This is a genomic window from Ruegeria sp. BG8 (assembly GCF_056538325.1).
Genome location: NZ_JBQFSZ010000002.1, coordinates 194,903 through 209,247, shown reverse-complemented (window position 1 = coordinate 209,247; position 14,345 = coordinate 194,903). Strand labels below are relative to the sequence as shown.

Below are 14,345 nucleotides of genomic sequence, written 5' to 3'. Positions count from 1 at the left end.
GACACATCAGGATCGGAGCACGGTTCATGTCCATTCCCCAGTCCGGCGGCGGGCCGATCGAACGCCACGAACAACTGGCCGAATATCTGGAATCGGGCTGCAAGCCCAAGTCCGATTGGCGCATCGGGACCGAGCATGAGAAGTTCGGCTATTGCAAGGACACCCTGAAGCCGCTGCCGTTTGAAGGTAAGCGGTCCATCGTTTCGGTGCTGGAAGGTTTGCGCGACCGCCACGGCTGGGCCGAGTTGCGTGAGGGCGGCAAGCTGATCGGTCTTGAGAAAGATGGCGCGAATGTCAGCCTTGAACCAGGTGGCGCGCTGGAATTGTCAGGTGCGCCGCTGGAAACCATCCATGAGACCTGTGATGAGGTGAACACACACCTTCGTGAAGTCAAGGATATCGCCGATGAGATTGGCGTGGGCTTCATCGGTCTGGGTGCGGCTCCAATCTGGACCCATGATGAGATGCCGTTGATGCCCAAAGGCCGTTACCGGTTGATGAACGACTATATGGAAAAGGTCGGCACCATGGGCCGCGCCATGATGCGGCGCACCTGCACGGTCCAGGTGAATATCGACTTTGGGTCCGAGGCGGACATGGTCCAGAAACTGCGCGTGGCGCTGGCCTTGCAGCCGGTGGCGACGGCGCTGTTTGCGAACTCTCCGTTCTTTGAGGGCAAACCGAACGGCCAGAAAAGCTGGCGCAGCCATATCTGGCGGCATCTCGACGATGCGCGCACGGGCATGCTGCCTTTCGTATTCGAAGAGGGCTTTGGGTTCGAACGCTACGCGCAATACGCGCTCGATGTGCCGATGTACTTCGTCTATCGCAATGGCGAGTATATCAACGCGCTGGGTATGTCTTTCCGTGACTTCCTCAAGGGCGAATTGCCTGCCTTGCCGGGCGAAACGCCAACCTTGTCCGATTGGGCTGATCACCTGACCACGGCCTTCCCCGAAGCGCGGATCAAGAAATTCATGGAGATGCGCGGCGCAGATGGCGGCCCTTGGCGACGCCTATGTGCGCTGCCTGCCTTCTGGGTCGGCCTGACCTATGATCAGGGTGCGCTGGATGCGGCTTGGGATCTGGTCAAGGGGTGGGACGCGGAAACGCGCGAAGCGCTGCGGGTTGAGGCCGCAAAGGACGGATTGCAGGCTCAAGTTGGCAACATAAACATGCATGACCTGTCCCGCGAAGTTGTGTCGATTGCCGAGGCGGGTTTAAAGGCCCGCGCCTATCCCGGTGCAGGTGGAATGGTGCCGGACGAGACGCATTTCCTGAACGCACTGAAGGAAAGCCTTGAAACCGGTAAGGTCCCTGCAGATGAGCTTTTGGATCATTACAACGGCGATTGGCAGGGTGACCTGACCCGCATTTACCCTGAATTCAGCTACTGATCGCTTACTGTTTACCCGTTGCAGTAATGTAACCGTTATTTTGCCTTTCAAGCCTGTGCTTGAAAGGCCAGATATATGGCCGATACTTTGATGGTAACTCGTAAACAGCGGTGATCTTGTGGCTCGAATAAGCGAACTCCACTACTCGAATGCGTTTGCCGCTCAATCGGGCGTATCCGAGTTTCTCGAAGTCGCTCTCAGCGCGTCCGAGGACCCGTCAGATTTTACCGTGTCCTTTTATCAGGCTGACGGAACGGTCGGGTTCGAGGTTTCGCTGGACGATCCCGCAATTCAGGTTTTCACGGACCCGGACAACAATGAACAGGTCTTTGTCATCTCGGCGGATGACTTCCCGATTCAGCTGACAGATCCTGATGGCGGTGGGCCAACCAACTTTGAAGCCTTTGCGCTGACCAACACCTCGACCAACGAGGTGATTGATTTCTATGACATCGGTGGCGGCACTCAGAACATTCTGGCGCTGGATGGTGCCGCAGCCGGGGCAACTTCGGAAAACCTGCCTGTTCTGACCAATCCGGGCCAGACCAGAACATCGATCCAGTTCAACCAGCCCAATCCAGACGTTCTGGTGAATGGTGATCTGTCTCCGGGCGACAGCGGCGCGCCTTGCTTTGTTGCAGGCACATTGGTCGACACGCCAGACGGCCCCCGCCCGGTCGAGCGGATCAAGCCGGGCGATCTGGTGGACACCGTTGATCACGGTGCCCGCCCCGTTTGCTGGGTCGGCGGGCGCACCGTTCGGGGTGTCGGGCGTTTTGCCCCTGTTCTGATCCGGTCCGGGGTGTTGGGGGCCAAGACAGATATCTGCGTCTCGCCGCAGCATCGCGTGCTGATTTCAGGATGGCAGGCGCAGCTTTTGTTTGGCGAAGACGAAGTGTTAGTCGCCGCCAAAAGCCTGATTAACGGATCCACTATCCTATCGGCTCCGAGGGCCCGCGTGCGGTATGTTCATCTGTTTTTTGACCAGCATCAGCTTGTCTCGACGTCCGGTTTGATTTCGGAAAGCTTTTTTCCCGGGCAGGAGGGGGTTGACGGAATCGACACCGCCGCGGCCGAGGAACTGTTTGCGCTTTTTCCTGAACTGCGCAAATCGCCGAAGGGCTATGGTACGACGGCGCGGCCCGTCCAAAGCGTCAGCGACGCATCAGTGCTTCACGTGGATTGATTGCACGCAGCGCCCTCTTGCTTTCGCGGGCGGCTGTGATAGCAGGTCGTGAACACCACTCAAGGGTCAGTTTCGGAAAGCGTCATGGACGATCTTAAGGCAAAATATCTGGGTCAAATCGCCGAAGCGGGCGACGAAAACACGCTTGAAGCGATCCGCGTCGCCGCTGTGGGCAAAAAAGGCGAGGTCGCGTTGAAGATGCGCGAGCTGGGCAAGATGACCCCCGAGGAACGCCAGGTTGCAGGCCCTGCACTGAACGCCCTGAAGGATGAGATCAACTCGGCGCTGGCCGCGAAAAAGGCCGCGTTGGCTGATGCCGCACTGGATGAGCGTCTGCGCACCGAATGGCTGGACGTCACCCTGCCGACCCGTCCGCGCCGTCAGGGTTCGATCCACCCGATCAGCCAGGCGACCGAGGAACTGACCGCGATCTTTGCCGAGCTGGGCTTTTCGGTGGCTGAAGGTCCTCGGATCGAGGACGACTGGTATAACTTTGACGCCCTGAACATCCCCGGCCACCACCCCGCGCGGGCCGAGATGGACACGTTCTACATGCACCGCGCCGAGGGCGACGACCGCCCGCCGCATGTGCTTCGGACGCATACGTCGCCGGTGCAGATCCGCTCGATGGAGAAACAGGGCGCGCCGATCCGCGTCATCTGTCCGGGCGGCGTGTATCGCGCCGACTATGACCAGACCCACACGCCGATGTTCCATCAGGTCGAGGGGCTGGCGATCGACAAAGACATCTCGATGGCGAACCTGAAATGGGTTCTGGAAGAGTTCGTGAAGGCGTTCTTTGAGGTCGACGATGTCGAGCTACGCTTCCGCGCCTCGCACTTCCCCTTCACCGAGCCCTCGGCCGAGGTCGATATCCGCTGTTCCTGGGATAACGGTCAGCTGAAGATAGGCGAGGGCGACGACTGGATGGAGATTCTGGGCTCCGGCATGGTCCACCCCAAGGTCATCGCCGCCGGAGGGATCGACCCCGAGGTCTATCAGGGCTTTGCGTTCGGGATCGGCATCGACCGTCTGGCGATGCTGAAATACGGCATTCCTGATCTGCGGGCGTTCTTTGATTCTGACCTACGCTGGCTGCGCCACTACGGGTTCGCGGCGCTGGATATGCCGAACCTGCATGGTGGTTTGAGTAGGTAGGTGTACCCGCTGGGCGTATATATGGCTCGATACGTCGATTGGTGCAGAAGGCGCGCCAAAGGCATCCGGCTGTGGCAAATATTCGGGCTGTTCACGCTTTCCATCGTAGCAATGTTCTTAGCTTTCGCGTTCGGTGGGGAAGTGGTCGGCTATTTGTTCGCGGCAGTGGTTGTTCTTCCGTTACTTTTCTTTTTACAGATTGCAGGTGACGTTTGGTCGGAGGAAGCAACCCGCCGTCAAAACGATTATGAGCAGCTCCAGAAAACAAGAAAGCTATTGAAAGGCTTCCTAAAATAGTGAGCGGTTAGCAAAGGCCGATAGGCAGCCACGCTATAGGTCGTTCATTGAGGCGCCATTGGTTCAAACCCAATGGACGACACCGCCCGGACGGGCTGGCGATTTATCTCCGCCAGCGCAACGCTCGAACAGTGCGCGGATTTGGCTGGCATAAAGTGCCCAACACAAAACTTGGATCGCCACCCCGCGGTCTGGCGATAGCGCGGCTTGCGTTTTGAACGGATGTAGGGAGGGCCTCAGCTCGCTTTACGGCGCTATATTACAGTTTCGCACAGGGTTGTGACGTGACAGTCGGCGTCAGGTGGCTAGGCTCCGGCCTATGATTTATCGACTGCTTTTTCTCTTGCTGACCGCAACCCCGGCATTCGCTATGGGACCGTGGAAATCCGACTGTCATGGCGATACAGCATGCGAGGTCGGGGACCGCTCATACCATGTGCTCGAACCTGAGGGATGGGACGGGGAAACGGCTTTGCCAGTGCTTTTGCATTTTCACGGCTGGGCGCGGCAAGGCACTGTGGTGGTCAACCATCAGCGCATCGCCGGGGCGACCAAGCTGCGGGGGGTGTTGCTGGTGGCCCCGAACGGTTTGGGTAAAAGCTGGGATTTCTGGCGTGCGAACACACGGGATGTGCCCTTTGCGGATGCCGTTCTGGAGGACGTGGCCAAGCGCTATCCGGTTGATCCTGAACGCATCTACGTCTCCGGCTATTCCTTTGGTGGTGCGATGGCGTGGCGCTATGTGTGCCAGTCCGGCAATGACATCGCCGCCCTTTTGGCCGTTGCCGGCAGCATCCGCCAGACCGAGGATTGCCCCGAAGCCCCGCGTGAGGCGCGTCATGTGCATGGGCTCAGCGATACGGTGATGGATTTCCCTTACGGTGCCAACGGCGACACGACCTATCCGGTGGCGCTGTGGCGCGGGGTCTATGACTGCCATGACGCCACGCCGCGCGGGGATTGGAACGTTGTGCCGATCCTGACCCTCAGCCGTGTGGAATGGACCGATTGCGCGCGGGGGCATGTCACTTTGGACACGCATCCTGGTGGGCATTTTATCCCGCATGGCTGGATTGGAAGGCAATTGGATGAGTTGCTGGGGCGCACTCCGACCTATCCCTAGGCGTTGACATATCCGGTTGTTGGCTCTCCTGTTTGATTGATCACAAAACAGGAGCCTATCCGTGAAACCCCTGCTGCTTGGCGCATTGCTTGTTGCTGTCCCCGCCTTTGCCAAAGACACGTATCCGCCGGTCGAGCTGCTGGTGCAGACGGACAAATCCGTGATTGGTGAGCCACTGGAATACCCCGGAGGGCAAGCCGAGATCACGATGGCGATTGTCACAATGCAGCCGGGTCAGGATACAGGCAGCCACCGGCATGATGCACCGTTGGCAGCCTATGTGCTTGAGGGTGAGATCACCGTGGATTACGGCGCTGCGGGGCAGCGGGTTTACAAAACCGGGGACGCGTTTGTCGAGGCATTCCGCTCGACCCATTCGGGTGTGAATACAGGCGAGGGGATCGCGCGCATTCTGGCGGTGTTTGCCGGGTCTGACAGCGTTTCGAACACGGTAGCCGCAGACTAAGGCGAACGGCCTCTTTCCCCTGTGTGCAATATCCGCTACATGCGGTCTGACCCAAGATGACTGGCGGATGACGACCGATGAAATTCACTCTTTCCTGGCTGAAAGACCACCTCGACACCGACGCTTCGGTTGATGAAATCGCCGAGGCGCTGACCGACCTTGGGCTTGAGGTCGAAGAGATCGTCAACCCGGCGGATCGGCTTGCGGGTTTTACGCTGGGCCACGTTAAGCACGCCGAAAAACACCCCGATGCCGACAAGCTGCGGGTCTGTACGGTGGCGACTGACGAGGGCGATCTGCAGATCATCTGTGGCGCACCCAACGCACGCGAGGGGATTACCGTCGTCGTGTGTAAGCCGGGCATGTACATTCCCGGTTTGGATATCACGATCAACGTCGGCAAAATCCGCGGCGTCGAAAGCTTTGGCATGATGGCATCCGAGCGTGAGCTGGAGCTGTCGGACGAACATGACGGCATTATCGAGCTGCCCTCGGGCGAGGTTGGTGACCGGTTTGTCGACTGGCTGGCCGAGAATGACCCCTCGAAGGTCGATCCGATGATCGAGATCGCGATTACACCGAACCGCCCCGATGCACTGGGCGTTGCGGGTATTGCGCGTGATCTGGCCGCGCGCGGCGTCGGGGCGCTGAAACAGCACGTCTATGCCCCGGTGCCCGGTGATTTTGAATGCCCGATTAAGGTTACCATCGACGAAGATACGCTGGATGGTGCCCCTCATTTCACCGGCCGCGTGATCCGGGGGGTCAAGAACGGCCCCAGCCCGCAATGGCTGCAGGATCAGCTAAAGGCGATTGGGCTGCGCCCGATCTCGGCTTTGGTCGACATCACCAACTATATGACCTTTGATCAGAACCGCCCGCTGCATGTGTTCGACGCGGACAAGGTGCAGGGCAACCTGCGTGTTCATCGCGCGAAAGGTGGTGAGAAGCTGATTGCGCTGGATGAGAAGGAATACACCCTGCAGCCCGGCATGATGGTGATTTCGGACGACAAAGGTCCGGAATCGATCGCTGGCATCATGGGCGGTGAGGAAACGGGCTGCACCGAAGAAACCGTCAATGTGTTCCTTGAAAGCGCGTTTTGGGATCACGTGCAGATCGCCCTGACGGGTCGCGCGCTCAAGATCAACTCGGACGCGCGCTACCGGTTCGAGCGTGGCGTTGATCCGGATTTCACCCGCGAAGGATTGGAACAGGCAACACAGATGATCCTTGATATCTGCGGTGGCGAGGTGTCTTCGGTCGTCGAAGCGGGCAAAGCGCCGAACCACGCACGCGCTTATAAGCTGGATGCAGCGCGGGTGCAGTCGCTGGTCGGAATGGATATTCCGGAATCCGATCAGCGTCAGACTCTGACCCGTCTTGGGTTCCGCTTGGAAGGTGAGATGGCGCATGTTCCCAGTTGGCGTCCTGACGTCATGGGCGAAGCTGATCTGGTTGAAGAAGTCGCGCGGATCGCCTCGTTGACCAAGTTGCAGGGTAAACCGCTACCGCGCGTGGTCGATGGCATTCCGAAACCGGTCATGACGCCGACACAGCGACGGCAATCGATGGCGCGTCGCACCTGTGCTGCGCTGGGCTACAATGAATGCGTGTCTTACACGTTCATTGATCAGGCGTCGGCTGCGTTGTTTGGCGGCGGCGATTATGCAACGCGGCTGGAAAACCCGATCTCGTCCGAAATGAGCCATATGCGACCCGACCTGTTGCCCGGGCTGTTGCAGGCGGCTGCGCGCAATCAGGCGCGTGGTTACGCAGATGTGGCGTTGTTCGAAGTTGGTCCTGTTTTCCATGGAGGCGAGCCAGGAGACCAGAAAACGCAGATTTCCGGCGTGCTGGTTGGCCGGGATGGTGACAAGGATGTGCACGGTGCGTCCCGCTCCGCAGATGTGTTTGATGCCAAGGCGGATGCCGAGGCGGTGCTGGCGGCCATTGGTGCGCCTGCCAAAGTGCAGATTCTGCGCGATGGGGATGCCTGGTGGCATCCAGGTCGCCACGGCAAGATTTGTCTTGGACCCAAGAAGGTGCTGGGCGTCTTTGGTGAACTTCACCCGCGCATTTTGCAGGCGATGGATATCAAAGGCCCGGCGATGGCGTTCACGATCTGGCCGGACGAGGTTCCTCTGCCCCGAAAATCCGGGGCAACCCGCGCCGCGCTTGAGCTGCGCGATCTTCAAGCGGTTGAACGTGATTTCGCCTTTGTCGTTGATGAGGGTGTCGAGGCTCTGACGCTGGTCAACGCCGCTGCTGGTGCGGATAAGGCGCTGATCGAAGATGTCCGCGTCTTTGATGAGTTCATTGGTGGCAGCCTTGGCGAAGGCAAAAAGTCTTTAGCCATAACTGTGCGTCTGCAACCTACGGACACGACGCTGAAGGAAAAGGACATCGAAGCGGTGGCCGAAAAGATTATCGCCAAAGTCTCAAAAGCGACGGGTGGCGTTCTACGCGGATAAACCCGTGTGAACAGGATGAGTTGAACGCGCCTTCGGGCGCGTTTTTCGTTGGGCTTTGGCGTTTCGCGCCTTAAGTAGGCGATAGAGTAAATTGAGAGGATGCCATGGGCCTGAATGTGTATTTGTCCGGAGAAATCCATACCGACTGGCGAGAACAGATCATCGATGGGGCGCAAGGTTTGGATATCGCATTCAACAGCCCGGTCACGGATCATGCCGCCAGCGATGATTGCGGTGTCGCCACACTTGGAGCAGAGCCAGACAAGTACTGGCATGACCACAAGGGTGCGATGGTTAACGCAATCCGGACCCGCAAGGGTATCGCGGACGCCGATGTGGTCGTCGTACGTTTTGGCGTTAAATACAAACAGTGGAACGCCGCCTTTGACGCAGGCTATGCGGCTGCGTTGGGCAAGTCACTGATCGTGTTGCACGGACCTGACCACCAGCACGCGCTGAAAGAGGTGGACGCGGCGGCATTGGCTGTAGCAGAGCACCCCAAACAGGTCGTTGACGTGCTCCGATATGTTCTGACCGGGCAATTGCCCGGCTAAGATGAAACGGGCGAGGTCTGGCCTCGCCCTGCTTCAGCTGGCATCCGGAATGGACAGCCCCCGCTGCACGGCGGGACGATCAAGGAACCGGTCCATATAAGGCTGCAGGTTCGAGAAGTCATCCCAGCCAAGGATCTCTTTCACACCGTAGTAGTCCAGCCCGCGCAGCCATGGGACGATGGCCATATCTGCAATCGAATAAGTGCCGGCGATCCAGTCCTGACCATCAAGCTGCGTGTTCACGACATTCAGCAGGCGTTTGGCTTCGTTGATATACCGCTCACGAGGGCGGGGATCTTCGATCTCTTTTCCGGCGAATTTGTGGAAAAACCCCAATTGCCCGAACATCGGGCCCAGGCCTCCCATCTGGAACATCAGCCATTGTGTAACGCGATGTTTGTCGCCCGCGGTTTCACCAAGAAACTTGCCGCTTTTTTCCGCCAGATACAGAAGAATGGCTCCGCTTTCGAACAGGCTTAGCGGTTTGCCGTCCGGACCGTTGGGATCAATCAGCGCAGGGATTTTGTTGTTTGGATTCAGCGACAGGAACTCCGGGCTTTTGACGTCCGAATCCGCAAGGGTCACCAGATGTGCCTCATAGGGCAGGCCGGTTTCTTCCAGCATGATCGAGGCCTTGACTCCGTTCGGCGTGGGGTAGGAGTACAGTTGGATTTTGTCCGGCGACTGGGCAGGCCAGCGGGCCGTAATCGGGTGGGAAGCAGTGTCCAGCATTGAAAGCTCCTGTTGCGGTGTACCCATCAGGTAGGTGCTTAACTTGCGTCTTACCAGTATGCGGCGTGTGCGTCTCTGGTCAGATATTGTGCATTTTGGAACAGCGGGGAAAACCGTAGAAACTCACACCTAGACTGAACCGCAGTTATCACTCACAATCTTGTGACTCCCGCGCTTTTGCCGCGGGTTTGTTGTGACTCGCAAAGGAGAAGCGCGTGGATGAGGTCGTAACACAGGTCGGGGCGTTTGCGCCTCTTATCATGAGCGCGGTCAAGGCGCTGATTGTTCTAATTCTGGGTTGGATCGTTGCCGGGGCGATTGGTGGTGTGGTGCGCCGCAGGATCAACGCGACGCCGCATATTGACCAGACATTGGGGAATTTTATGGCCAGCCTCGTCAAATGGGCGATCCTGGCCATGGTGCTGGTTGCGGTTCTTGGCATTTTCGGTATCCAAGCCACCAGTATCGTCGCCATTCTGGGTGCCGCATCCCTGGCCATTGGTCTGGCGCTGCAAGGCACGCTCAGCGATCTGGCCGCAGGCGTCATGCTGGTTGTGTTTCGTCCCTATAAATTGGGACAGTATGTAGATATCGGCGGCACGGCTGGAACCGTTAAGGATCTCAATTTGTTCACGACCGAGCTGGTCACACCCGACAATGTGCAGATCATTGTCCCCAACGGCCAATCCTGGGGGTCGATCATCACAAACTATTCCGCGCATGATACACGACGCGTCGATTTGGTCTTTGGGATCGACTATGGCGACAGTGCAGATGAGGCGATGAAGATTATTCTGGATGTGGCCAAGGCAGATGAGCGTATTCATAGCGATCCCGAGCCCTGGGTACGTGTCACCAATCTGGGCGACAGCTCAGTCGATTTGACGGCGCGCCTCTGGTGTGCCGCTGCAGATTATTGGGACGTAAAGTTCGAACTCACTAAGGCGGTTAAGGAAGCATTTGACGCCAAGGGTGTTTCCATCCCCTACCCACATTCTGTGGAAATTCAGAAACAAGGCTAGTGCTCCCGCCCGTCGATTGGGCATTGGCATGCCCGCCTCCGGTTGGGGCCGGCGCCGCGCGTCAGCGCGGCGCTACGCCCAACGCTGTAAACGCCCTCGCAAGAGGGCGCTTTCAGGGGCGGGAGGCTTCAGGACTTGATTGCAATGCTGGGGGATACGACGTCTATTCCCAGGGCCTTGCCAACCGCATAGTAGGTCAACTGACCCGCGTGGACATTGAGGCCAGCCATTAGGTGAGGATCGTCCTGACAGGCCTGTTTCCAGCCTTTGTCAGCCAGCGCCAGCATAAAGGGCATCGTCGCGTTGCCCAATGCGATCGTTGACGTCCGCGCAACCGCGCCGGGCATATTGGCAACGCAGTAGTGCATGATACCATCGACCTCATAGATCGGTTCGGCATGCGTCGTTGCTTTGGACGTTTCAAAGCACCCGCCTTGGTCGATCGCCACGTCCACCAGAACCGCGCCGGGTTTCATGGTAGAAAGCTGCGCGCGCGTGACCAGTTTCGGCGCGGCTGCACCCGGGATCAGCACGGCACCGATTACCATATCCGCTGTTTGGATCAATTCGGCCGTCGCGCCAGCGGTTGAATACTGGTTTTTGAACTGGTTTCCGAACACATCATCCAGGTACCGCAAGCGGGGCAGCGAGCGATCCAGAACCGTGACATCGGCACCCATCCCGGCCGCGATCTTGGCGGCATGCGTTCCGACAACACCGCCGCCGATGACAACGACCTTGGCCGGGCCCACACCGGGTACGCCGCCCATCAGAACGCCCCGACCGCCGTTGGCTTTCTGCAGTGTCCACGATCCAACCTGTGGGGCCAGACGACCGGCAACCTCGGACATGGGGGCCAGCAAGGGCAGGCCGCCGCCTGCGTCTGTTACGGTTTCATAGGCAATGGCTGTGCAACCCGACGCCAGCAAGTCGTGTGTCTGATCTGGGTCGGGCGCAAGGTGAAGGTAAGTAAACAACAACTGACCTTCACGCAGCATCTTGCGTTCTGCGGCCTGCGGTTCCTTGACTTTGACGATCATGTCAGCGGTCGCAAAGACCTCGGCCGCAGTGTCAACGATGCGCGCACCCGCCGCAAAGTATGCGTCATTGTCAAAGCCAGAGCCCTGCCCGGCACCGGTTTCAATAATTACCTCATGGCCTCGGGCGATTGCTTCTTGTGCTGCGTTTGGGGTCATGCCAACCCGAAACTCTTGCGGTTTGATTTCTTTGGGGCAACCGATCTTCATTGGGTTTCTCCGTTCATAAACTGCTTAAATAATGGGCATATTTAAGGCGCAATTTCTGTGAAACTCTCTCACTATCTGCGGTTCTCTTTGAAAGATTCTGCGGTAAAATGATCTAAACTTGCAAAGGATTTGCGTGAATGAGCCTGGATACGACGGATAGAAAGATTCTGGCGGCGTTACAACGAAATGGCCGGATGTCGAATGCAGAGCTGTCCGAGCAGGTGAATCTGTCGCCCTCAGCCTGCCACCGGCGCGTGCAAAGGCTTGAGGCCGATGGGTTTATTCGCAACTACGTAGCACTTTTGGATGCGCGTAAAATGAATGTACCGACAACCGTATTTGTCGAGATCACGCTGCAGGGACAGGCCGAAGAAGTCTTGGAAGCCTTTGAGAAGGCCGTCGCGCGTATTCCGGATGTATTGGAGTGCCATTTGATGGCTGGCACAGCGGATTACATCCTCAAGGTCGTTGCCGAAAACACCGAGGATTTTGCCCGTATCCATCGCCAATACCTGTCACGCTTACCGGGCGTGGCCCAAATGCAAAGTTCGTTTGCCTTGCGGACCGTATTCAAAACCACGGCTTTGCCTGTGTAATCAGGCCGGGCCGGGATAGGTAAACAAAATCAGGTGCGCTGCGTTAAAGGCGAAATGCATCAGAACGGGAATCCATAAGCGCCCTGTCGCATAGTATCCAAGCCCGCAAGCCGCCCCCAGGGTCGTGGCGAAAGCAACCAATGGAAGGCCACCAGCAATATGGGCCAGACCAAATAGTAAGCTGGCAATTGCGATCCCGTAGATGGTGCCGATCTTCGAGGATAAGGCGGATTGCAGATAGCCGCGAAAGAGAGCTTCCTCTGTCAGGCAGGTCAAAAACAGATTGGACATGGCGAAAACAAGCCACCAGTGTGGTATGCCGAATTCCGGGTGAACAGCACCGACCGTCAATCCCAACAGAAACAGCGCGGGCAAAAGTGCGAGTCCGATCAACATCGGAGCCGCGTGAAACGCGTTACCGTTTTTGATCATGCTGGGCCACGCGACGAGCACTGCAAACAGGATCATTGGCTTGTCCAGGTTCAGGTACATCGTGAACGTGGTGCTGCCTGGCCCGACCCGAACTTGGTCTAATACCAACAGATTATGAAATCCGGGAAAAACGTGGATGCCCAAAGCAAGGCACCAAAGCACCAGTGCGACATGGCCAAGTGCGGCAGCTACTCCGGACAACCGGTATAGAAATGCTGAACCGATAATACCTGATACAACGATGGCCGCGGCGACGGGATCCACGAGGCCCGTGGCCAAAGACACGATCCCGAACAATGTCAGCAACGCGAAGCCAATGGGTTTTTGACCACTAACAGCGCATATTTGAGCGGTGATCAGGATCAACCAAGGCCAGATTGCAGGAAGTAATGAGATAAAATGCGCCACGGTCCTCTCACGCTTTGGACATCCGCTTTCATGACGCGACAAACCCGGTTCTGGCAAGCCCATCAAAGGCTGGCCTGCACTGATTGATCAGAGGGTTGGTTGCGTTTTCGCGCCGCAGTGATCTTGTGGCCGCAAGCTGTTATAATTAGAAATGGGCTTTCATCAATTCTTCTGATGACATCAGGCGTTTACACGCGCCTGATACGGTCTGAACCCGTTGACACATAAGGAGCAGATTTTGGCCGACGAATATAACGACGCCTCCAAAGACTGGCTGGAAGCCGAGTTGGAAGACACGCTGGACGAAGATTTTGAGATCGAGTTCAGCGAACCCATGCTGTCGATGGAAATCCGCAAGATCTATAAGGATCAGCACCCAGAGATGCTGGATCGCAAGGTGTATTTCCGGAACCTGCTGCGGCTTCAGGCCGAGCTGATCAAGGTTCAGGATTGGGTCCAGCACACCGGCGCGAAAGTTTGCATTCTGTTCGAAGGCCGCGACAGTGCGGGTAAAGGGGGTGTAATCAAACGGATCACCCAACGCCTGAATCCTCGTGTGGCTCGCGTGGTCGCTCTGCCAGCGCCTAGCCGCCGGGAACAGAGCCAATGGTATTTCCAACGTTATGTTCCGCACCTGCCTGCGGCGGGTGAAATCGTTTTGTTCGACCGGTCATGGTACAATCGCGCGGGCGTCGAACGGGTGATGGGTTTTGCCAGCGAAGATCAGGTTGAACAGTTCTTTCAGGACGTTCCCGAATTCGAACGCATGCTGGTACGGTCGGGTATCATTTTGTTGAAATACTGGTTCTCGATCTCTGACGAAGAACAGCAACTGCGCTTCCTGATGCGGATTCACGACCCGATGAAACAGTGGAAACTGTCACCAATGGATCTTGAATCGCGTATCCGGTGGGAGTCCTACACGAAGGCCAAAGAGGATATGCTGTTCCGCACCAATATCCCCGAAGCGCCGTGGTACATTGTTGAAGGCAACGACAAGAAACGCGAACGTCTGAATTGTATCGAGCACCTTTTGACCAAGATCCCCTATACAGATGTGCCGCAGGAAAAGGTCAATCTGCCGGACCGCAAGTACAACCCGGAATATGAACGCCGTGTTCTACCGGACGAATTGCACGTGCCTAAAATCTACTGATCCCAGTGATCCTTCGATACCCCTGAAACGACAAACCCCCGAGCGATGCTTCGGGGGTCGTCAAATAGTGTCATCCAAAGCTGGACGAGCGTCAGGT

Annotated in this window: 14 protein-coding genes; 11 read left to right on the top strand and 3 right to left on the bottom strand. The window is 57.4% G+C overall.

Translation table 11 applies throughout. The features are described from left to right. Positions 1-26 precede the first annotated feature (26 nt). The 8 genes from ACR0DG_RS06285 (at position 27) to ACR0DG_RS06250 (ending at position 8,655) form a co-directional block, all read left to right on the top strand. Positions 27-1,397, top strand: a complete 1,371-nt coding sequence (locus ACR0DG_RS06285) for a glutamate--cysteine ligase (RefSeq protein ID WP_480695407.1) — start codon at positions 27-29, stop codon at positions 1,395-1,397. Positions 1,398-1,515: 118 nt separating this feature from the next. Continuing rightward, on the top strand, positions 1,516-2,583 hold the full coding sequence (locus ACR0DG_RS06280; protein WP_480695405.1) for a Hint domain-containing protein: 1,068 nt from the start codon (positions 1,516-1,518) through the stop codon (positions 2,581-2,583). An 84-nt stretch (positions 2,584-2,667) separates the two neighbouring features. Continuing rightward, the gene (gene pheS, locus ACR0DG_RS06275; RefSeq protein ID WP_480695403.1) at positions 2,668-3,741 is read left to right on the top strand and encodes a phenylalanine--tRNA ligase subunit alpha; all 1,074 of its coding nucleotides are present in this window, start codon (positions 2,668-2,670) and stop codon (positions 3,739-3,741) included. Positions 3,742-3,762: 21 nt separating this feature from the next. Continuing rightward, positions 3,763-4,038 (top strand): hypothetical protein, encoded by a 276-nt coding sequence (locus ACR0DG_RS06270; RefSeq protein WP_480695401.1) that lies wholly within the window; start codon positions 3,763-3,765, stop codon positions 4,036-4,038. A gap of 319 nt (positions 4,039-4,357) precedes the next feature. Next, a complete protein-coding gene (locus ACR0DG_RS06265) occupies positions 4,358-5,161 on the top strand; it encodes a CE1 family esterase (protein ID WP_480695399.1) in 804 nt (267 codons plus the stop codon). A gap of 61 nt (positions 5,162-5,222) precedes the next feature. Continuing rightward, a complete protein-coding gene (locus ACR0DG_RS06260) occupies positions 5,223-5,627 on the top strand; it encodes a cupin domain-containing protein (RefSeq protein WP_480695397.1) in 405 nt (134 codons plus the stop codon). A gap of 77 nt (positions 5,628-5,704) precedes the next feature. Then, the gene (gene pheT / locus ACR0DG_RS06255; protein ID WP_480695395.1) at positions 5,705-8,101 is read left to right on the top strand and encodes a phenylalanine--tRNA ligase subunit beta; all 2,397 of its coding nucleotides are present in this window, start codon (positions 5,705-5,707) and stop codon (positions 8,099-8,101) included. A gap of 104 nt (positions 8,102-8,205) precedes the next feature. After that, positions 8,206-8,655, top strand: coding sequence for a YtoQ family protein (locus tag ACR0DG_RS06250; protein ID WP_480695393.1), 450 nt, complete (start codon positions 8,206-8,208; stop codon positions 8,653-8,655). A 33-nt stretch (positions 8,656-8,688) separates the two neighbouring features. Here ACR0DG_RS06250 and ACR0DG_RS06245 read toward each other — a convergent pair whose 3' ends face one another. Further along, entirely contained in the window at positions 8,689-9,387 is a 699-nt protein-coding gene (locus ACR0DG_RS06245; RefSeq protein ID WP_480695391.1) for a glutathione S-transferase family protein, read from the bottom strand. A 260-nt stretch (positions 9,388-9,647) separates the two neighbouring features. On the opposite strand from ACR0DG_RS06245, the gene ACR0DG_RS06240 reads away from it, so the two are divergent. Beyond that, on the top strand, positions 9,648-10,409 hold the full coding sequence (locus ACR0DG_RS06240) for a mechanosensitive ion channel family protein (RefSeq protein WP_480695858.1): 762 nt from the start codon (positions 9,648-9,650) through the stop codon (positions 10,407-10,409). Between the two features lie 128 nt (positions 10,410-10,537). On the opposite strand, the gene ald is transcribed toward ACR0DG_RS06240, so the two are convergent. After that, the gene (ald, locus tag ACR0DG_RS06235) at positions 10,538-11,656 is read right to left on the bottom strand and encodes an alanine dehydrogenase (RefSeq protein WP_480695389.1); all 1,119 of its coding nucleotides are present in this window, start codon (positions 11,654-11,656) and stop codon (positions 10,538-10,540) included. 137 nt (positions 11,657-11,793) lie between these two features. On the opposite strand from ald, the gene ACR0DG_RS06230 reads away from it, so the two are divergent. Then, positions 11,794-12,252 carry an Lrp/AsnC family transcriptional regulator gene (locus ACR0DG_RS06230; protein WP_480695387.1) on the top strand — a complete coding sequence of 153 codons (459 nt, stop codon included), beginning with the start codon at positions 11,794-11,796 and terminating at the stop codon, positions 12,250-12,252. Here ACR0DG_RS06230 and ACR0DG_RS06225 read toward each other — a convergent pair whose 3' ends face one another. Further along, on the bottom strand, positions 12,253-13,155 hold the full coding sequence (locus ACR0DG_RS06225; RefSeq protein WP_480695385.1) for a CPBP family intramembrane glutamic endopeptidase: 903 nt from the start codon (positions 13,153-13,155) through the stop codon (positions 12,253-12,255). It lies immediately after the preceding gene. A 175-nt stretch (positions 13,156-13,330) separates the two neighbouring features. On the opposite strand from ACR0DG_RS06225, the gene ppk2 reads away from it, so the two are divergent. Continuing rightward, entirely contained in the window at positions 13,331-14,248 is a 918-nt protein-coding gene (gene ppk2 / locus ACR0DG_RS06220) for a polyphosphate kinase 2 (RefSeq protein ID WP_480695383.1), read from the top strand. The last annotated feature ends 97 nt before the right edge of the window (positions 14,249-14,345 follow it).

Bases quoted from the DNA above. Each gene is read 5' to 3' on its own strand.
- ACR0DG_RS06285 (WP_480695407.1), top strand. From the start codon at position 27: ATGTCCATTCCCCAGTCCGGCGGCGGGCCGATCGAACGCCACGAACAA.
- pheS (WP_480695403.1), top strand. From the start codon at position 2,668: ATGGACGATCTTAAGGCAAAATATCTGGGTCAAATCGCCGAAGCGGGC.
- ACR0DG_RS06270 (WP_480695401.1), top strand. From the start codon at position 3,763: ATGGCTCGATACGTCGATTGGTGCAGAAGGCGCGCCAAAGGCATCCGG.
- ACR0DG_RS06265 (WP_480695399.1), top strand. From the start codon at position 4,358: ATGATTTATCGACTGCTTTTTCTCTTGCTGACCGCAACCCCGGCATTC.
- pheT (WP_480695395.1), top strand. From the start codon at position 5,705: ATGAAATTCACTCTTTCCTGGCTGAAAGACCACCTCGACACCGACGCT.
- ACR0DG_RS06250 (WP_480695393.1), top strand. From the start codon at position 8,206: ATGGGCCTGAATGTGTATTTGTCCGGAGAAATCCATACCGACTGGCGA.
- ACR0DG_RS06245 (WP_480695391.1), bottom strand. From the start codon at position 9,387: ATGCTGGACACTGCTTCCCACCCGATTACGGCCCGCTGGCCTGCCCAG.
- ACR0DG_RS06240 (WP_480695858.1), top strand. From the start codon at position 9,648: ATGAGCGCGGTCAAGGCGCTGATTGTTCTAATTCTGGGTTGGATCGTT.
- ald (WP_480695389.1), bottom strand. From the start codon at position 11,656: ATGAAGATCGGTTGCCCCAAAGAAATCAAACCGCAAGAGTTTCGGGTT.
- ACR0DG_RS06230 (WP_480695387.1), top strand. From the start codon at position 11,794: ATGAGCCTGGATACGACGGATAGAAAGATTCTGGCGGCGTTACAACGA.
- ACR0DG_RS06225 (WP_480695385.1), bottom strand. From the start codon at position 13,155: ATGGGCTTGCCAGAACCGGGTTTGTCGCGTCATGAAAGCGGATGTCCA.